At 71.7% G+C, this 18,737-nt stretch carries 16 protein-coding genes; 5 read left to right on the forward strand and 11 right to left on the reverse strand.

From position 1 onward, the window contains the following. Positions 1–79: 79 nt before the first annotated feature. Positions 80–775, reverse strand: coding sequence for an SDR family NAD(P)-dependent oxidoreductase (locus ACFYNP_RS10140; protein ID WP_388784361.1), 696 nt, complete (start codon positions 773–775; stop codon positions 80–82). Positions 776–980: 205 nt separating this feature from the next. On the opposite strand from ACFYNP_RS10140, the gene ACFYNP_RS10145 reads away from it, so the two are divergent. After that, positions 981–1,580 (forward strand): TetR/AcrR family transcriptional regulator, encoded by a 600-nt coding sequence (locus ACFYNP_RS10145; RefSeq protein ID WP_388784364.1) that lies wholly within the window; start codon positions 981–983, stop codon positions 1,578–1,580. Positions 1,581–1,607: 27 nt separating this feature from the next. On the opposite strand, the gene ACFYNP_RS10150 is transcribed toward ACFYNP_RS10145, so the two are convergent. Together ACFYNP_RS10150 and thpR are read right to left on the reverse strand one after the other, a co-directional pair. Next, the gene (locus tag ACFYNP_RS10150; protein WP_388784367.1) at positions 1,608–2,453 is read right to left on the reverse strand and encodes a helix-turn-helix transcriptional regulator; all 846 of its coding nucleotides are present in this window, start codon (positions 2,451–2,453) and stop codon (positions 1,608–1,610) included. 63 nt (positions 2,454–2,516) lie between these two features. Next, positions 2,517–3,074, reverse strand: a complete 558-nt coding sequence (gene thpR, locus ACFYNP_RS10155; RefSeq protein ID WP_388785251.1) for an RNA 2',3'-cyclic phosphodiesterase — start codon at positions 3,072–3,074, stop codon at positions 2,517–2,519. 189 nt (positions 3,075–3,263) lie between these two features. Between thpR and ACFYNP_RS10160 the strand changes: the two genes are divergently transcribed. Continuing rightward, positions 3,264–4,577: an alpha/beta fold hydrolase gene (locus tag ACFYNP_RS10160; protein ID WP_388784369.1), complete on the forward strand. Its 1,314-nt coding sequence runs from the start codon at positions 3,264–3,266 to the stop codon at positions 4,575–4,577. Positions 4,578–4,749: 172 nt separating this feature from the next. Then, positions 4,750–6,837: an NAD-dependent DNA ligase LigA gene (gene ligA / locus ACFYNP_RS10165; RefSeq protein ID WP_388785252.1), complete on the forward strand. Its 2,088-nt coding sequence runs from the start codon at positions 4,750–4,752 to the stop codon at positions 6,835–6,837. A 57-nt stretch (positions 6,838–6,894) separates the two neighbouring features. Here the strand turns inward: ligA and ACFYNP_RS10170 are convergent, their stop codons facing one another. Beyond that, a complete protein-coding gene (locus tag ACFYNP_RS10170; RefSeq protein ID WP_388784372.1) occupies positions 6,895–7,242 on the reverse strand; it encodes a hypothetical protein in 348 nt (115 codons plus the stop codon). Between the two features lie 255 nt (positions 7,243–7,497). On the opposite strand from ACFYNP_RS10170, the gene ACFYNP_RS10175 reads away from it, so the two are divergent. Further along, positions 7,498–8,076 carry a hypothetical protein gene (locus tag ACFYNP_RS10175; RefSeq protein WP_388784374.1) on the forward strand — a complete coding sequence of 193 codons (579 nt, stop codon included), beginning with the start codon at positions 7,498–7,500 and terminating at the stop codon, positions 8,074–8,076. Here ACFYNP_RS10175 and ACFYNP_RS10180 read toward each other — a convergent pair. The 7 genes from ACFYNP_RS10180 to ACFYNP_RS10210 all read right to left on the reverse strand — a co-directional run bounded on the left by ACFYNP_RS10180 (position 8,073) and on the right by ACFYNP_RS10210 (position 13,887). Then, the gene (locus ACFYNP_RS10180) at positions 8,073–10,148 is read right to left on the reverse strand and encodes a phosphocholine-specific phospholipase C (protein ID WP_388784377.1); all 2,076 of its coding nucleotides are present in this window, start codon (positions 10,146–10,148) and stop codon (positions 8,073–8,075) included. The two genes, ACFYNP_RS10175 and ACFYNP_RS10180, sit on opposite strands and share 4 nt — an antisense overlap. Positions 10,149–10,360: 212 nt before the next feature. Further along, on the reverse strand, positions 10,361–10,522 hold the full coding sequence (locus tag ACFYNP_RS10185) for a hydrophobic protein (protein ID WP_100576273.1): 162 nt from the start codon (positions 10,520–10,522) through the stop codon (positions 10,361–10,363). Positions 10,523–10,594: 72 nt separating this feature from the next. Further along, positions 10,595–11,557: an iron-containing redox enzyme family protein gene (locus ACFYNP_RS10190; RefSeq protein WP_388784380.1), complete on the reverse strand. Its 963-nt coding sequence runs from the start codon at positions 11,555–11,557 to the stop codon at positions 10,595–10,597. 26 nt (positions 11,558–11,583) lie between these two features. Further along, positions 11,584–11,838 carry a CDGSH iron-sulfur domain-containing protein gene (locus ACFYNP_RS10195; RefSeq protein WP_388419157.1) on the reverse strand — a complete coding sequence of 85 codons (255 nt, stop codon included), beginning with the start codon at positions 11,836–11,838 and terminating at the stop codon, positions 11,584–11,586. Next, positions 11,822–12,520, reverse strand: coding sequence for a HemK2/MTQ2 family protein methyltransferase (locus ACFYNP_RS10200; protein WP_388784383.1), 699 nt, complete (start codon positions 12,518–12,520; stop codon positions 11,822–11,824). The genes ACFYNP_RS10195 and ACFYNP_RS10200 overlap by 17 nt, the downstream gene beginning before the upstream one ends. Before the next feature lie 243 nt (positions 12,521–12,763). After that, positions 12,764–13,717, reverse strand: a complete 954-nt coding sequence (locus ACFYNP_RS10205) for an anti-sigma factor RsbA family regulatory protein (protein WP_388784386.1) — start codon at positions 13,715–13,717, stop codon at positions 12,764–12,766. After that, complete coding sequence (locus ACFYNP_RS10210; protein ID WP_388784389.1) at positions 13,714–13,887, reverse strand: hypothetical protein; 174 nt, start codon at positions 13,885–13,887, stop codon at positions 13,714–13,716. The genes ACFYNP_RS10205 and ACFYNP_RS10210 overlap by 4 nt, the downstream gene beginning before the upstream one ends. Positions 13,888–14,141: 254 nt before the next feature. On the opposite strand from ACFYNP_RS10210, the gene ACFYNP_RS10215 reads away from it, so the two are divergent. After that, positions 14,142–18,722, forward strand: a complete 4,581-nt coding sequence (locus ACFYNP_RS10215) for a HAMP domain-containing protein (protein ID WP_388784392.1) — start codon at positions 14,142–14,144, stop codon at positions 18,720–18,722. The last annotated feature ends 15 nt before the right edge of the window (positions 18,723–18,737 follow it).

Below are 18,737 nucleotides of genomic sequence, written 5' to 3' on the forward strand. Positions count from 1 at the left end.
GTCGGGGCGGACGTAGTCCCGTGCCACCGATGCGGATCTGTTCGAGGGGCAACGGAGCCCGCGGGCGCGGCCCGCTGTCCTACCAAGGGACAGGGTCGCCGTGGCGGTCCAGGAACCGGAGGCCGCCGGAGCCGGCCCGGGCCTCCAGGACATCGACGACGGCCGGGACGCTCTCCCGGGGGTCGAGGGGCGCGTCCGGTCCGCCCAACCGGGTGCGGTTGTGGCCGGGGTCGATGAGGAGCTTGGTGTGCCCGTCGTCGCCGTGGCGGGTGGCATAGCTCCGCATCAGCTGGTTCAGGGCGGCCTTGCTGGCCTTGTACAGCTCGTAACCGCCCTCGGTGTTCCGCGAAACGCTGCCCTGCTCGGAGGACATGACCGCGACGGTCCCGCCGGGGGCCACCAGATCGCGGAGTGCCTCCAGCGCGCGCAGCGGGCTCAGCGCGTTGGTGATCATCACCTCGGTGAACATCTCGGTCGGGACCTGCCCGATGGGCAGATCGCCCCGGTCGATGGCGGCGTTGACGAAGAGCAGATCGAGTCGGTGGCCGTCCAGGCGCCCGCGCAGCGCGGCCAGCTCCTCGGCGCTCGTCATCTCCAGCAACTCGATTCGCAGCCGCCCCTCGGAGGCGTCGGCGGCCGCGCGCAGCGCACCGCCGCCGTGGCGGGCCGTGGCCACAACGCCCCAGCCCCGCAGGGCGAGTTCCTCGACCAGGACGAGCCCCAGGCCCCGGGAGGCGCCGATGACGAGTGCTCGGCGCTCGGATGTGACGGACATGTGCGCTCCTTCGTGGTGGACCGGTGCGCTGAGCTTAGACGAGACGTTGTGTCTGGACAATGCGTCCAGGCAGAGCCGGCGGACGGCCGGTGTTCCCGGCAAGCCCTCGGGGCCGAATCGGCCGGACGTGGCATCTGTTCGGAGTGGGTGGACTCGGCGTCTCGGCACCGCGTACGGCCGGGGCGCCGGCGGGTATCGTGCGCGTATGCCCGCCGCAAGTTCTCCCTCCCGCAGGCCCCACTCCGGCAATCGGCGCGACGACGCCGCACGCCTGGCCGTACTGCACGCCGCGGACGACCTGCTCGCCGAGAACGGCTTCGGCGGGCTCACCGTCGAGGCCATCGCACGCCGGGCCGGCGTCGCCAAGCAGACGATCTACCGCTGGTGGCCGTCGAAGGTGGAGATCCTCCTGGACACCCTCATCACGGACAGCGACAAACGCATCCCGGTCCCGGTCGAGAAGCCCTCGGCGGCGAACATCCTGCGCTATCTGCGCGGCTTCGCCCGCTTCGTCACCCGCGACCCCGCGGGGAAGGTGCTGCTCGCCCTCATCGCCGAGGCGCAGCACGACGCCGGTACCGCCAGGAGTTTCCACCAGCGCTACCTCGGCCCGCGCCGCGCTCGGGAACGCGAGATGCTCACCCGGGCGACCGAGGCCGGCGAGGTCGCGCCGCGTCTGGCTGCCGATGCCACGATGGACGCGCTCGTCGGCGCGATCGTCTACCGCGCCCTGACGGGGTCGAGCATTCCCCGAGGCCTCGTGGACACCCTCGTCGACGACCTGCTCAGGCCTCGCGCGGACTGACCGCCGCTCGGTCGCGGCGCCCGCGCACTACCCGCCCGGACGGGGTTCGGGCTGCGATCCGGTGGCGTGCAGCGATCCGAGGAGGCTCAGGGCGTGGGCCGAGCGGGAACCCGGTTCCGCGTGGTAGACGACCAGTTGCTGTCCGGGTGCCCCGCGCACGTCGAAGGCGTGGTAGGTGAGGCTCAGGGCGCCCACCTCTGGGTGGCAGAACTCCTTGGCGTCGTGGGTCTTGCCGCCTACCGCGTGGGCCTTCCACCATCGGCCGAACTCCGCACTTCCCCGGGTGAGTTCGGCGACGAGTGCGGGGAGCCGGGGGTTGTCCGGTTCGAAGCCCGTCGCCTCGCGCAGGGCGGCCACGATCGCCTGGGCGGTCCACTCCCACCGGGTGTGGAAGTGCCGTGCCGCGGGGTCGAGGAAGGCCATGCGCGCCAGGTTGTCGGCGGGCTCGAACGGCGCGTACAGGGCGTCGGCCAGAGCGTTGGTGGCCAGCAGGTCCAGGGCCCGGTCGACCACGAACGCCGGGGTGTGGGGGTAGCCGTCGATCAGCCGCCGCAGTGCCGGATCGACCGCCCGGGGCGCGCGGACGACCTCCGGGCCGGGAGCCGTGCCGGTCAGCCGGAACAGGTGCGCCCGGGCATCCGGATCGAGGCACAGGGCACGGCCCAGGGCGTCGAGTACCTGGGGGGAGGGGTTGCGCTCGCGGCCCTGTTCCAGCCGGGTGTAGTAGTCCGCGTTCACCCCCGCCAGGACGGCGACCTCCTCGCGGCGCAGCCCGCTCACCCTGCGGAGCCCGTGACTGGCCATTCCGACGTCCTCGGGCCGCACACCCGCCCGGCGTGCGCGCAGGAACTCTCCCAGGCCGTTGTCGCTCATGCGCCCCAGGCTACGGCGACGTGGTGCGGGGCCGCCTGGGTGTGCCGCACCCAGGCGGGCGGCTCAGGACACGGCCGGGGACCCGCCGCCGAAGTGCCATGCGGCGACGTCGCCGTAGCGGATCGGCCCCGGGCCCCGGCCGATGTCGCCGGCGACCAGGTGCAGACGCTCGGCCGGCCATGGCCGGCCCGTGAATCCGGCGAGTCCGGCGGCCACCTTCACCACGCTGGACGGGTCGTCGCGGCGGGCCCTGGCCAGGGTCAGATGGGGGCGCAGGGGCCGGTCCTCGAAGACGATGCCGCACTCCCTGACCGCGCCACGCACATCGGCGGTGAGCCGGTGCAGCCCGTCGAGGTCCCCTTCGATCCCGCTCCACAGCACACGCTCGTCGAAGTGCCCGCCACCGCGCAGGGAGAGCTCCAGCGGAGGCCGCTCCGCCGCCAGAGAACCGAGCGGCCGCCGCAGCGCCGGAATGGCGGTGCCCGGCAACTCGCCCAGGAAAGCCAGGGTGATGTGCCAGTCCTCGATGCGGTTCCAGCGCAGCCGCGGGTACGCCTCGTACGCGGCACGCAGCGCGTGCGCCAGTTCGTCCTTGGCGTCGTCGGGCGGGGCCAGCGCCATGAACACGCGGACGGTGGCGGCCTGGTCGGAATCGTTCACGTAGGACTTCGTACACCACCGGCGCTCGCGACGCTGAACCGCCGTACGGGGCCCGGGCCGCGAGCGCACTGCGAGATCATGGAGCGGCACCGCTCCACCGAGCACCGTCCCGTGCGCGCCCCGTCGCACCCGTACCGACCGAGGAGTCCCATGTCCGTCGTGATCCGACAGCCGGGCGTCGTCCTGACCGACCACCTCTTCCAGGTTCCGCTGGATCACGCCGTTCCCGGGGGTGAGCGGATCGAGGTGTACGCCCGCGAGGTGGTCGCGGCCGGCAAGGAGCGCGCGGAACTCCCCTGGCTGCTCTACCTCCAGGGCGGCCCCGGCGGACGCGCCGCCCGGCCGGTGGGCCGGGACACCTGGCTCGACCGGGCCCTGGACGACTACCGGGTGCTCCTTCTCGACCAGCGCGGCACCGGCCGGTCGACCCCGGCGACCCGCCAGACCCTGCCGCCGCGCGGCGACGCCGCGACGCAGGCCGACTACCTCGCCCACTTCCGCGCCGACTCGATCGTCCGCGACGCCGAGCTGATCCGGCGCGCACTGCTCGGCGAGCAGGGCCGATGGAGCCTGCTCGGGCAGAGCTTCGGCGGCTTCTGCACGCTCACCTATCTGTCGCTGGCCCCGGACGGGCTGCGCGAGGCGATGGTCACCGGCGGTCTCGCCGGCCTGCGCAGCAGCGCGGCCGACGTGTACCGGGCGGCCTATCCCCGGGTGGCCCGCAAGAACGCCGCTCACTACGCCCGTTACCCGCAGGACGTCGAGGCCGTACGGCGGGTCTGCGAGCACCTGCTCTCGGCGCCCGCCGAGCTGCCCGACGGCGGCCTGCTCACCGTCGAGGCCTTCCAGTCCCTCGGCCTGATGCTGGGCCGTGGCAACGGCTCCGACCTGCTGCACTACCTCCTGGAGGACGCCTGGGTCCGGGGCGGTGCCGGGCCCGAGCTGTCCGACACGTTCCTGGCCGGGGTCCGGGCGGAGCTCTCCTTCGCCGAGGGCCCGCTCTACGCCGTACTGCACGAGTCCGTCTGCGCGCAGCGGTCGGTGGACCCGGGGCCGACCGGCTGGGCCGCGCAGCGGGTGCGTTCGGAGTTCCTCGGATTCGACGCGGCCAAGGCCCTCGCGAACGGCGACCCCGTCCAGCTCACCGGCGAGATGATCTACCCGTGGATGTTCGAGACGGACCCGGCGCTGCGCCCGCTGCGGGAGACGGCGGACCTGCTGGCCCGGCGCACGGACTGGCCCGATCTCTACGCCCCGGACGTCCTGGCGGCCAACGAGGTGCCGGTGGTGGCCGCCGTCTACCACGACGACATGTACGTCGACACCGCCGACTCCCTGGCCACCGCCGGCGCGGTACGCGGGCTGCGGACCTGGGTGACCGACGAGTGGGAGCACGACGGCCTGCGGGTGAGCGGCGGCAAGGTCCTGGACCGCCTGATCCGCATGGCACACGGCGAGGCGTAGCCGAAGAAGGGCGGCGGGCGCCGGGTTACGGGGCCGGGTTGTGGGGCCGGGGGCGGGGCTCGCCCGGAGCCACGGCGCCGGTACCCGGCGCGCGGGCAGCCGCGGGACCGGACACGCGCTCACGGAGGGCGCACGGGCGGCTTCCGGGGCATTGTCAGTGGCGACCGGCAAGATGTTCGACATGACGACACCCGCTGCGCTTCTTGCTGATGAGACCGCCTATGCCGAGGCCGTGGAGACCGCGGTCAAGGCCGCGGCCGCGTACTACGCCACCGGCGAGAGCGTGCTGGACGACGAGGCGTACGACCGCCTCGCACGGGCGATCGCGGCCTACGAGACGGAGCATCCCGAGCGGGTGCTGCCGGGCTCGCCGAGCGGGAAGGTGGCAGGGGGCGCGGCGCAGGGCGACGTGCCGCACACCGTCGCGATGCTGTCGTTGGACAACGTGTTCTCGCCGGAGGAGTTCACGACCTGGGCCGCCTCGGTGGAGCGCCGCATCGGGCGGCCGGTCGCGGGATGGAGTGTGGAGCCGAAGCTGGACGGCCTGGCCGTCGCCGCCCGCTATGTCGACGGACGGCTCGTCCAGCTGATCACCCGGGGCGACGGCAGAGCCGGCGAGGACGTCTCGCACGCCATCGGCACCATCGTCGGCCTGCCCCAGGAGCTCGGCGAGCCGGTCACGCTCGAAGTGCGCGGTGAAGTCCTCATGACCACCGACCAGTTCGAGCAGGCCAATACGGTACGGACCGCCCATGGTGGCGCGCCGTTCGTGAACCCCCGCAACGGCGCCGCCGGTTCGCTGCGGGCCAAGGACCGCCCGTACACCGTCGAGATGACGTTCTTCTGCTACGGGGCACTGCCCTTGCCCGCCACCGCTCCCGAACTGGCCGATGCCCTGGGTGAGTCGACGCATGCCGAGGTGCTGCGCCGAGTGGCGGGGCTCGACGTCCACACGGCGGCGGACACGGCGGTTCCGCCGCGCACGGCATCCGGCGTGGACGAGGTCCTGGCGCGGGTGGCGGAGATCGCCGGGCTGCGGGCCGAGCTGCCGTTCGGTATCGACGGCGTCGTCGTCAAGGCCGACAGCGCCGCCGACCAGCGGGACGCCGGATCCGGCACCCGCGCCCCGCGCTGGGCCATCGCGTTCAAGCTTCCCGCCGTGGAGAAGGTGACCACGCTGCTGTCGGTGGAGTGGAACGTGGGGCGCACCGGCATCATCGCGCCGCGCGCCGTGCTCGAACCGGTCCGGATCGACGGCTCCACCGTCACCTACGCCACCCTGCACAACCCGGCCGACATCACCCGCCGCGACCTGCGCATCGGCGACCACGTGATGGTCTACAAGGCGGGCGACGTCATTCCCCGCATCGAGGCCCCCGTCGCCCATCTGCGCACCGGAGCCGAACAGCCGATCGTCTTTCCCGAGGTGTGTCCGCAGTGCGGCTCCGAGATCGACACCAGCGAGCAGCGCTGGCGCTGTGTCCGGGGCCGCGACTGCCGGGTGGTGGCCTCGATCTCCTACGCCGTCGGCCGTGACCAGCTGGACATCGAGGGCCTCGGCACGACCCGCGTCGTCCAGCTCGTCGACGCGGGCCTCGCCCGTGACATGGCCGACCTGTTCACGCTGACCCGAGAGCAACTCCTGAGCCTGGACCGCATGGGCGAGACCAGCACCGACAACCTGCTCGCCGCGATCGACGACGCCAGGCGCCAGCCGCTCGCCCGGGTGCTCGCCGCGCTCGGCGTACGGGGGACGGGCCGCTCCATGTCCCGCCGGATCGCCCGGCACTTCGCCACGATGGACCATCTGCGCGCGGCCGATGCCGCGGCGATCGAGCGGGTCGAGGGAATCGGCGCGGGGAAGGCCCCGGTGATCGTGGCGGAGCTGGCCGAACTGGGCTCGCTGATCGACAAGTTGACGGACGCCGGGGTCAACATGACCGAGCCGGGGGCGACCCCGCCGCCGGCCGACGGTGACGAGGCCGCCCCGTCCGAAGCCGCCGGACCCCTGTCCGACAAGACGGTGGTGGTCACCGGGGCGATGACGGGCAGCCTGGAAAAGCTGTCCCGCAACCAGATGAACGAACTCGTCGAACGTGCCGGCGGCAAGTCCTCGTCCAGCGTCTCCAAGCGCACCTCACTCGTCGTCGCCGGCGAGAAGGCGGGCTCGAAGCGGGCCAAGGCCGAAGAACTCGGCATTCCCCTCATGACGCCGGCCGAGTTCGCGGAGCTGATCGCCGACTATCTGGACGAGGCGTAGGGGGCCCGCCGCGGCGGGTGCTTCGGGCCACGGCCGGCCGAGGGGCGTGCACCGGGTTCACCCCGGCGGACGCAGCGTGGCGCGGGTGGTCGCGTCGACGACCGACCGGTGCCCGACGGGCTCCCGCAGGGTCGTGCTGATCTGCAGCCGAGCGATGTACGTCGGACAGGGTTGGCCCTCTTTGCCCGTCGATCTCACCTTCAGCGCGAGCGAGACGGTGCTCTCGCTCTCGCGGGAGGTGAGCCGGGCCGCCCCGCAGCCTCCGACCGTCGCGGTGGTGGACACCGTGCGGCCCTGCACGGAGAGGCCCTGAAGGGGGACCGGGCTTTCCGTCGCGCCGTCGCCGCAGCCGGAGAGGGTCAGCCCGGCGGTGAGGGCCAGCAGCGCCGCGGCCGCGTGGGACATTCTGCGATGCATGCCTCTGGGACGAACGGGGCACGTTCCCGGTTCCCCGAGAGGCCCCGCTCGGCCTTGGTGCATACGGTGGGGTCCGCGTCGAACCGGACGTACCGGCAAGGAGGTTGGACGCACGGAAGTAGAAAAGGTACGTCCGGCCGTGGGGGGCCGGTCCGGTCGTTCGCCGGTTGTCGCGCGGGACGCCAGGGCATTCTCGGTGGGGTGGGCCGCGGCGCGGCCACGAGCACCCTGGGGAGGAGTGCCATGGAGTGGGAGACCGAGGAGTTCGGGGCGTCGCACGCGGGGCGGGCCGCACCGGTTCTGGCCGACGGCAGTGAGCCCCGGCCGACGCACTTCGACGCCGACAGCGGCCCCTTCGGATGTGCACCGAGCGACTGGTGGGTCTATGACGGCACCCTGCTCGCGCCGCTCGCCACCCATCTGCGGGGCGTCTGCGCATGCGGCTGGCGCGGCACCGGCCTCCACCCGATCGACTGGTCCCGGGTGGACGAGGAGCGACCGTACGACACCGAGATCCCCGGCCCGCACGACGACTGGAAGGACCACATCGAGCACGTCGAGGCACGGACGGTACCGGTCCCGGCCGAACTCGACGCTCTGGTGGCCAAGTTGGACATGCGCCTGAGTTCCCTGGCCGACGACGCGCCGCTCGCCGCACTGCGCGTCGTCGCCGTTCTGGAACGCCTCGTCGGCCGGGTCGGCATGGTCGCCGCCTTCCACACCCGCGCCGACGAGGTCCCCTGGGAGTCGGTGGGCCAGGCGCTGGGCCTGACCGAACAGGAGGCCCGCTCCCGCGTGACGTCCTACCGCTATCGCTCCTAGCCGGCCGACGCACCCGTCCGCGCCGCCGCCGGCAGCAGGCGCAGCGGCGCGGCGGCCCTGGCCATCGCCGGGTCGGTGACGGTCGTCGTGCCCGTCTCGATGTGCCCGGCGAGGCGACGCAGGAAGCCGTCGGAGGTGGTGGCGGTGACCGTCAGGTCGTACCAGCCGCTCGCCGTCGCGAACGAGGCGGAGACCGGGGCGGTGGCGGTGGTGTGGGCCGGCACCGGAAAGGTCCAGGGGCCGCCGGTCGCGTACGCGTTGTCGGTGACCGTCACCGTGGCCGCGCTGCCGCCGGAGTTGGTGAGGGCGAGGCGCACCTCGCCGCGCGTCGTTTCGTAGGCGACGGCTGCCTCCACCGAGGCTGCGGTGCCGGCGCAGGCGGTGACGCGGTTGCCGACGAAGCGGCGGTGGAAGCCGTTGGGCCCGTACAGGGACAGGTCGTAGGCGCCGGTGCCGGCCGCCCAGTAGTCCGAGACGGTGGCTCCGGCGCCGACCGTGTACAGCCAAGGGCCGTCCGTGCGATAGGCGTTGGGGTACACCGAGTACGTCACCCCCGCGCTGCCGGTGTTGGTCATGTCGATCCAGAACTTGCCGCCCGCGCAGTCCGTCCGGCCGTTGGCGTTCGGCTGCCACGGCAGGGCCCGCGCCGGTTTGGTCCCCGACTCCTGGGTGGGCAGGGCCTGTTGGGCCGGAATCCTGGGCGCGGGCAGCGTGGAGCACTGGGTGTCGGCGCCGGATACGTACCCGCTGGTGTCGGGCAGCGAAGGCCAGGACGGGTCGGTCGAGCCGAAGCCGAACGCCGAGGTCAGGTCGCCGCTCACGGTCCGCCGCCAGGCGCTGATGTTGGGCTCGTGGACGCCGAAGCGCTGCTCCAGGAAGCGGATCACCGAGGTGTGGTCGAAGACCTGCGAGCAGACGTAACCGCCTCTGGTCCAGGGGGAGACGACGATCAGGGGGACGCGCGGGCCCATGCCGATCGCCTTGCCGCCGGATATCTCGCCCGCCGTGCTGACCGAACTGATGCCCTGACTGGAGGTGGCGGGCGGGACGGGCGGCGGTACGTGGTCGAAGAAGCCGCCGTTCTCGTCGTAGTTGAGGACGAAGGCGGTCTTCGACCAGGTGTCCCGGTTCGCGGCAAGGGCCGCTAGCAGCCGGGCCGAGAGGTCCTCTCCCCAGGCCGGTTTGTAGTTCGCGTGCTCGGACTGCGCGGCCGGCGCGATGATCCACGACACCTGGGGCAGGGTGCCCGCGGCGATGTCCTTCGCGAAGGCGGTCACGAGGTCCGGGACGGTCGCCATGCCCTTGTCGTGCAGGGCCGAACCGGCCTTCGCCTGCTTGAAGTTGGCGAACCAGGCGAGCGCGTTGTCGTCGAAGTTGTCGCTCTGCTGGTAGATCTTCCAGCTGATCCCGGCCGCTTCGAGGCGCTCCGCGTAGGTGGTCCAGGTGAACCCGGCCGAGGGCTCGGTGTTGTCGAGCACCGCGCTCTGGCCCACGGACAGCCCGTTCGAGCCGGTGAACAGATGCAGCCGGTTCGGGTTGGTCTGGGTCAGCGTCGAGCAGAAGTAGTGGTCGCAGACGGTGAACGCGTCGGCGAGCGCGTAGTAGAACGGCAGGTCGGCGCGGTTGAAGTAGCCCATGCCGAGGCCGGGGGTGCGTGCGGTGTTCCAGGCGTCGTACTTGCCGTTGTGCCAGATGGCGGTGTCCACCGGGTAGCTCATGGCGGGTGCGTCGGCGCAGATGGCGCTGGTCGTCGCGGTGTCCAGGTGGAACGGCAGGATGTGGCCGTCGGTGTTCGGGTAGGGCTGGTGGAACACGGACTTGCCGCTCGGCAGGCCGATGGCGTTGCGGTCGGCGAAGCCCCGCACGCCCCTCATCGACCCGTAGTAGTGGTCGAACGCCCGGTTCTCCTGCATGAAGACGACCACGTGCTGGATGTCCTCGATGCTGCCGCCGCTGACGGCGGGCGCGGCCAGCGCCTGCTGGAGGGAGTCCGGCAGCGCGGACAGCGCCGCCGCGCTGCCGGTGGCGCCTGCCGCCATGCTGATGAATCTGCGTCGGGACACGGGGCCCATGGCACTCCTTGGTGTGGGGGCAGCCGACCGCACGGGGTGAACTGACCTGTGGAGGAGGGGAGTTGACGAAACGGCCGTACGACGAGGGTGTTCGTCGTACGGCCGTCGCGTCTGCGCATGAGCCTGCTGTCACCGGGTGGCCGCCGGTCGCGGCTTGCCTGTCCGGAACAGAAACAGGCCCTGAAGACTGGGCTAGTCCCGTTATCGGCTCGTTACCAGCGATACCAGCGGCCGCTGCCGTTCTTCGGCCGGGCGATGAAACCGATCAGCCACAGGACCAGCACGACGATCGCGATCCACCACAGGATCTTCAGCGCGAAGCCCGCGCCGAAGAGGATCAGTACCAGGAGCAGGACAAGAAGGAGCGGGACCATCGTGATCAGCCTCCAGGCTGTCGGGTATCGCCATTGTGCGGCGTTGTGCGAGGGTTCGCACCCTGTGATCCTTTAGGTCGTGATGGTGTGGCCCTCGTACAGGGCCGAGCGCCCCTGGCCCCACACGCCGAGGAGATGCCCGGCCAGACGGTCCTCGACCAGGACGGTGGCGTCGGCGCCGAACGCGATGTCGGCGTCCAGGAAGGGCTCGTCGGCCAGGAGGCCGGCCACCACCTCGTGCCGCACCACCTGTTCGTGCACCGCGTCCGCCTCGACGTGTTCCGCGTAGAAGTGTTCGGCGGCCGGGCCCGCGTCGAGGCGGCGCATCGCGGCGGCGAGCCGGCGCGAGCCGGGGGACGAGGTGATCTCCACGGCCGCGAAGTGGCCGACCAGGGCCCCGCGCAGAGCCCGGTGCAGACCGAAGAGGGACATGAGGTTGACCGTCACCAGGGCCTCGGCCGGAGCCTCGTCGACATGGCGGCCGTAGGCGGAGTCCAGGCCGAGGCCGTCCATCAGGTTCGCGAAGAGCTGGGAGTGGACGCGGTCGGCGTGCCCGGCACCGAACTCGTCGTACTCGACGGCGACCATGCCCGCCTTGGCGCGCCCGCGCAGCCGGGGTACCACCCACAGGTGGGGGTCGGCCTCCTTGAGGTGGTAGAGCGAGCGGAGCTTCACATACTCCCGCATCTGCCACAGCTCCCCGTCACGGGCCAGGTGGTGGCTGACGCTCCCGGTCGCCTCGACGGGCTCGACCAGCAGTTCGTCGAGCGCTTCCTGTGCGGTGCGGCCTTTGGGGGTGTCGGCGCGCAGCGCGGACAGGAAGGAGCGCTCCAGGCCGCGGCGCAGGGCGAGCAGTGCCGGATCCCATTCGAGCTCGTCGGCCACGCCCTCGAATCCGCGGTAGTGCAGCTCGTACAGCGTGTACAGGGCGAGTTGGAGGTCGTCGCCGTACGGGGCGGCGGCGTCGACGGCCGCGGTGCCGGGCAGCGCGCCGTCCGGACCGTGGCCCAGCGTGGTGATCACGGCATGGGACACGGGCCCGCGTGGAGTGGGCAGGGCGGTCACGGGGTGCCCTCCGGGGCGTCGGTGGCGTGGTCGGGGTGGCGGACACGACGGCGGTGACTGGTGTCGCACCAGGGTGGGGTGCGGGTGCGCCGGCACAAGCAGACGGCGACGACGAAGCGGTCCGAGCGGGCCACCGTGCCGTCGGCGGCCGTCACCTCGACCGGGCCCTCGATCAGGACGGGTCCCTCGGGGTCGACGGTGACCCGCCGTGCCGCGACGGTGGTGTCGGGCTGTTCAGACGCGTTCGGCACGGATCACCACCAGCTCCTCCATCGTCTCGTCCGGGCCCACCAGACCCCGGGCGCGCAACCAGCCCAGACGCGAGCGCAGGACCGGCCCGTAGGGAATGAGCTCCCGGTCGGCCACCTTCGCCCGCATACCGGCCGCCTCCAGCATGTCCAGCGTCGCATCGGTGCCGCTCAGGGCGGAGTGCACGAGGAGGAGCACTCCGTGCGGCCCGAGGAGGGCGGGCGCGGCCCTGCCCAGCTGGTCGAGTACATGACGGCCGTCGACGCCGGCGTCCCAGGCCCGCGCGGCACCGCCGGTGGGTGGCCGACGGCGGGGGGCGGGCACATAGGGAGGGTTGCTGAGAATCAGGTCGAAGCGGCGGTCGGCGAGATCCTCGACACGGCCCCGGCGGGCGGTGACCGGCAGGCCCGCACGCCGGGCGTTGATCCGGGTGCTCCACACCGCCCGCCGCGAGACGTCGAGGGCGGTGACGTGTGCGCCGAGGTGCGCCGCGTACAGCGCGAGGGCGCCGCTGCCGGTCCCGATGTCGAGGACGTCCAGGCCGGTCAGCGAGCCTTCGTGGCGCAGCGCCGCGGCGAGGAGCCGGGTGTCGTGCTGCGGGGCGTAGACCCCGGGCAGGCGCCAGAGCCGGTCCAGCGCGGTGAACCGTGCCAGAGGCGCGTCAGGGGTGAGCAAACGTGCCATGGGGGCCTCGCTGAGCGGTCGGTGAAGCGATTGCCGCAGGAATCGAGGGAAGGGGTCTCCCATCAACCTTCCTCACTTTCTGCCCTGCGTCCATTCGAGTCGTCACGGTGCGTGCACCGTGGCCGACAGGGTGCCCACGAAAGCCTCGTTGATGCGGGGCGGGCCGGAGATTCCCACGGGGCGGATGTGCCGGGGGAGGCGGCGGGGCCAGGGGGTGGCTTCAGGGGGGGGCAGGGGTGGGCTTCAGGCGGGCGAGACGTGCAGCCGCAGGGTGAGGCCGGTGTCGTGGGCGCGTACCTCGACGAGGTCGCACAGCTGGTGGATCATCCACAGGCCGCGCCCGCCGTCGCTGGACGCCGGTGAGGGCCGCCTGAGGCCGGCCAGCGGGTTGGTCAGCCGGCCGCCGTCACGGATCTCCGCCACCGCGGTACCCCGCTCGGCGGTCCACAGCCGCAGGCCGCCGATTCCGCCACCGTGGGCGACGGAATTGGCGGCGGCCTCGTTGACGGCGATGACGAAGTCCCCGCGGCGCAGGGGGGACAGCCCGGTACCCCGTACCCAGGCGTCGGTCCGCTCGCGGATCTCGCCGAGCCGGCCGCCCGCGTACTCCAACTCCACGTCGGTGGCGGCCGGTTCGGGCAGCGGCAGGTCGCAGTCCGCGCAGACGACAGCGGCCGGCACGTAGGCGGAGCTGGCGCGGACGTGGCTGTCCTCGACGAGGGTGGGGTGGGTGCGTCTCGCGTCGTCGATCACCGCCGGGGGCAGCGTCGCGGTGTCGTACGGACACAGCACGGTGGCCGTGCGGTCGGTGAACGCGGTGTTGATCAGGGCCTCGTGGCGGGTCGCCTCCAGGATCTCGGCCGGCGAACGGCCCGCCCAGATCGGTTCCCCTATGATCCGGGCGGCCCGGCCCGGGTACTGGTCGGCGAAGCCCTGGAGGGCGGCGATGATGCGCCCGGGGTTGCGGCCGAGCTCGGTCATGTCGGCGAAGTCGACGGCGGCGGCGTCCGCGCCGAGGTACTCGCGCAGGGCATCGAGACGCGGCCCCGGGACGGCGACGAACACCGGCTCGTCCGCCGCGAGCGCGCCCCGCACGAAGCTGCCCGTCTCGCGCACGTACTCGTCGAGGTCCCGGTAGAAGAGCGCGGGGTGGACGAACGTCTCCGCGTCCGGACGCATGGTGTCGGTGTCGGTCATACGGGCACCTCCGACGCGGCACACCGGCCGCCTGCCCGGTGCCGCGCCGCGCCGGGTCGCGTCGCCGCCGCCTCGGGCAGGGCGGTGACGGTGACGGTGACGGTGACGGTGACGGTGACGGAGCGTCCACCGCGGGAGGCCATCGCGGCGAGGCCATGGGATGTCGACATATGGCCTCCTTCTGGGCGGTGACACGGCCGGGGAACGGTGCTGAGCCTAGCTCCCCCCGGTCCGCCGGTGCTCGGAGTCCGCCAGGTCAGGACAGTTTCGGCGCCCCGGCCCGGCGGGTTCGAGCGGTGGGATAACCTCCTCGGCGGTACGTGTGCGCCCGGTGTGGATCTCGTGAGGTCCATGTGCCAGCCACGTATCAAGCGGGCGACCATGGTGGGCCGTTGGCCTGGCGTAAGACGGAGGCGAAGTTTCGATGGCTGGCTCGACGAAGCCCGGCGTTGCTCAGCAGCGCACCGCGGGGTCCTCCGGTCCCGCCCAGGTGGGGGAGTCGGAACTGCGGCAACTGCTCGCGGGGCTGACCGCGGTACGGGACGGGGACTTCGGCACCCGGCTGCCCGGCGAGACCGACGGCTTGCTCGGTGAGATCGCGACCGTCTTCAACGGGATGGTCGACCAGCTCTCCCTCTTCACCTCCGAAGTGACCCGGGTGGCCCGCGAGGTGGGCACCGACGGACGCCTCGGCGGCCAGGCGGAGGTGCCGGGTGTCTCCGGTACGTGGAAGGACCTCACCGACTCCGTCAACGCGATGGCGGGCAACCTGACCAGCCAGGTCCGTGACATCGCCCAGGTGGCCACCGCGGTGGCCCAGGGCGACCTCTCGCAGAAGATCGACGTGGCTGCCCGCGGCGAGATCCTGGAACTCAAGAACACCGTCAACACGATGGTGGACCAGCTCTCCGCGTTCGCCGACGAAGTCACCCGCGTCGCCCGGGAGGTGGGCAGCGAAGGACGCCTGGGCGGTCAGGCGCAGGTGCCCGGTGTGGGCGGCACCTGGCGGGACCTGACCGACTCGGTGAACTTCATGGCGGGCAACCTCACCGACCAGGTCCGCAACATCGCCCAGGTGACCACCGCGGTGGCCCGCGGCGACCTGTCGCAGAAGATCACCGTCGACGCCCGGGGCGAGATCCTGGAGCTCAAGAGCACCGTCAACACCATGGTCGACCAGCTCTCCGCGTTCGCCGACGAGGTGACCCGCATGGCGCGTGAGGTCGGCACCGAGGGCATCCTCGGCGGCCAGGCCGACGTCAAGGGCGTCTCCGGCACCTGGCGGGACCTGACCGACTCCGTCAACGGCATGGCCGGCAACTTCACGGCGCAGGTCCGCTCCATCGCCCAGGTCGCCACCGCCGTGGCGAAGGGCGACCTGTCGCAGAAGATCACCGTCACGGCGCGCGGCGAGGTCCTGGAGCTCAAGGACACCATCAACACGATGGTCGACCAGCTGTCCTCGTTCGCCGGGGAGGTGACCCGGGTGGCCCGCGAGGTCGGTACCGAAGGGCGGCTCGGCGGCCAGGCGGACGTCCGTGACGTCTCCGGCACCTGGCGGGACCTGACCGAGTCGGTCAACGTCATGGCCGACAACCTCACCGCGCAGGTCCGCTCGATCGCCGAGGTGACGACGGCGGTCGCCAAGGGCGACCTGTCGCAGAAGATCCGGGTGGACGCCCGCGGCGAGATCCTCGAACTCAAGGAGACCATCAACACGATGGTCGACCAGCTCGGCGCGTTCGCGGACGAGGTGACCCGGGTGGCCCGTGAGGTCGGCACCGAAGGCAACCTCGGCGGCCAGGCCACCGTCCGGGGCGTCTCCGGCACCTGGAAGGACCTCACCGACAACGTCAACGTGATGGCCTCGAACCTCACCGGACAGGTCCGCTCGATCGCCCAGGTCGCCACCGCGGTCGCCAAGGGCGACCTCTCGCAGAAGATCAACGTCGAGGCCAAGGGCGAGGTCGCCGCCCTCGCCGGAGTGATCAACACGATGGTCGACACCCTCTCCGCGTTCGCGGACGAGGTGACCCGGGTGGCCCGCGAGGTCGGCACCGAAGGCACCCTCGGCGGCCAGGCGCGGGTGCCCAACGTCGCGGGGACCTGGAAGGACCTCACCGACAACGTCAACTTCATGGCGCACAACCTGACCAGCCAGGTCCGCAACATCGCCCAGGTCACCACGGCCGTCGCACAGGGCGACCTGACCCGCAAGATCGACGTGGACGCGCGCGGCGAGATCCTGGAACTCAAGACGACGATCAATACGATGGTCGACCAGCTCTCGTCGTTCGCCGCCGAGGTCACCCGTGTCGCCCGCGAGGTCGGCAGCGAGGGCAGGCTGGGCGGACAGGCCGAGGTCGAAGGCGTCTCCGGCACCTGGAAGCGGCTCACCGAGAACGTCAACGAGCTGGCCGGAAACCTCACCCGGCAGGTCCGCGCGATCGCCGAGGTCACCGGAGCCGTCGCCGAGGGAGACCTGACCCGGTCCATCACGGTCGACGCCTCCGGCGAGGTCGCCGACCTCAAGGACAACATCAACTTCATGGTGGAGTCGCTGCGCGAGACCACCCGGGCCAACGAGCAACAGGACTGGCTCAAGTCCAACCTGGCCCGCATCTCCGGCCTGATGCAGGGGCGCCGTGACCTCGCGGTGGTGGCCGAGCTCATCATGGACGAGCTCACCCCCCTCGTCTCCGCCCAGTACGGCGCCTTCTACCTCGCCGAAGAGGCGCACGACGGGATCTACCTCAACCTGATCGGCTCGTACGCGCGGCCGGACACCACGCTCGGGGCACGCTTCAAGCTCGGCCAGTCCTTCGTCGGCCAGGCCGCCCGCAGCAAGCGCACCATCGCCGTCGACGACCTGCCGGCCGACTACGTGTCCGTCTCCTCGGGCCTCGGCAGTACCGAGCCCGTCTGCCTGATGGTGCTGCCCATCGTGGTCGAGGAGCAGGTGCTCGGCGTCATCGAACTCGCTACCGTGCACGCGTTCACGCCGATCCACCGGGACTTCCTGGAACAGCTGATGGAAGCCATCGGCGTCAACGTCAACACCATCACCGCCAACGCCCGCACCGACGAGCTACTCGGCGAATCGCAGCGGCTCACCGCCGAACTCCAGACCCGATCGCAGGAGTTGCAGGCCAGGCAGGAGGAACTCCAGTCCTCCAACGCCGAGTTGGAGGAGAAGGCCGAGCTGCTCGTCGCGCAGAACCGGGACATCGAGACCAAGAACCTGGAGATCGAGCAGGCCCGCCAGGAACTGGAGGACCGCGCCCACCAGCTCTCGCTGGCCTCCAAGTACAAGTCCGAGTTCCTCGCCAACATGAGCCACGAACTGCGCACCCCGCTCAACAGCCTGCTGATCCTTGCCCAGTTGCTCGCCCAGAACCCGAGCCGCAACCTCACCCCCAAGCAGGTCGAGTACGCCGGCATCATCCACTCCGCAGGCTCCGACCTGCTCCAGCTCATCAACGACATCCTCGATCTGTCCAAGGTCGAGGCCGGCAAGATGGATGTCAGCCCCGAGCGGATCTCGCTGCGCAGACTCCTGGACTACATCGAGGCCACCTTCCGCCCGGTGACCAGCCAGAAGAGCCTGACGTTCACCGTGTCGACCGCCGACACCCTGCCCGCCGAACTGCTCACCGACGACTACCGCCTGCGCCAGGTGCTGCGCAATCTGCTCTCCAACGCCGTCAAGTTCACCGAGAAGGGCGGCGTCGAGCTGCGGATCGAGCTGCTCGCCGAGCAGCTCGCCCCCGAGGCCGCGCGGCGCGGCGGCCCGGTGATCGCCTTCCATGTCGTGGACACCGGCATCGGCATCGCACCGCAGCACCTGGAAACCGTCTTCGGCGCCTTCCAGCAGGCCGACGGCACGACCAGCCGCAAGTACGGCGGCACCGGCCTCGGCCTGTCGATCAGCCGCGAGATCGCCTTCCTGCTCGGCGGGGCCATCACCGCGGAGAGCGCGCTCGGCCAGGGCAGTACGTTCACCTTCTATCTGCCGGTCGCCCGGCCCGACTACGCCGAACTCAACGTGCAGGTCGGCCGCGCCGCCCTGCCGGCCGCCGCGCCGCAGGAGGAGGCCGCCGCCGAGCCCGAGCCGCACCGTCCGGCCGCGCCCGCCCCGGAACCCGTACAGCCCAAGCGACTGCTCGTCGTCGAGGAGCGCTCGCGAGGTCTGCTCTCCCTCGTCGCGGAGAGCGCCGTCGGCGATCTGGCCGCCCACCCGGACCTGGGCGACCCGCGCGGCCCGGTGGAGATCACCGCGGCCGTCGGCGTCAACGAGGCCGCGGCCGCGCTCGCCGCGACACCCTGTCACTGCGTGGTTCTCGAACTCGACCTGCCGGGCGACGCGGCGCTGCGCTTCCTGGAGGACATGGCGCGGGACGCCGCGCTGCGCGGGGTCCCGGTGCTGGCCCACAACAACCGCCGGCTCGGCACGGAACAGGAGCAGATCCTCCAGAAGCGCGCCACCTCGCAGCCGTTGGAGCTCATCTCCAGCCTCGACGAACTGCGCGAGCGCATCGCCCTGCACCTGAGCGCGGACCAGCCCGGCGATGTGCTGCCGCTGGTACGGTCCGACGAGCCGGTCGCCGTCAGCCACCAGGTCGACAGCTCGCTCAACGGACGCACCGTCCTCGTGGTCGACGACGACGACCGCAATCTGTACGCCATCACCGGCATCCTCGAACTGCACGGCATGGCCGTGCTCCAGGCCGAGAACGGCAGGGTCGCCATCGACACCCTGACCTCGCACCCAGGCATCGACCTCATCCTGATGGACGTGATGATGCCCGAGATGGACGGCTACTCGGCCACCTCGGCCATCCGCGCCATGCCCGCGTACGCCGATCTGCCGATCATCGCCGTGACCGCCAAGGCGATGATCGGGGACCGGGAGAAGAGCCTGGCCTCCGGAGCCAGCGACTACGTGACCAAGCCCGTGGACGCACACGAGCTGGTCGCACGGATCAAACGGCAACTGACCGCCTGACCCCGTCCGGCCACC

It is taken from the genome of Streptomyces sp. NPDC006691 (assembly GCF_042869955.1).
GTDB lineage: Bacteria > Actinomycetota > Actinomycetes > Streptomycetales > Streptomycetaceae > Streptomyces.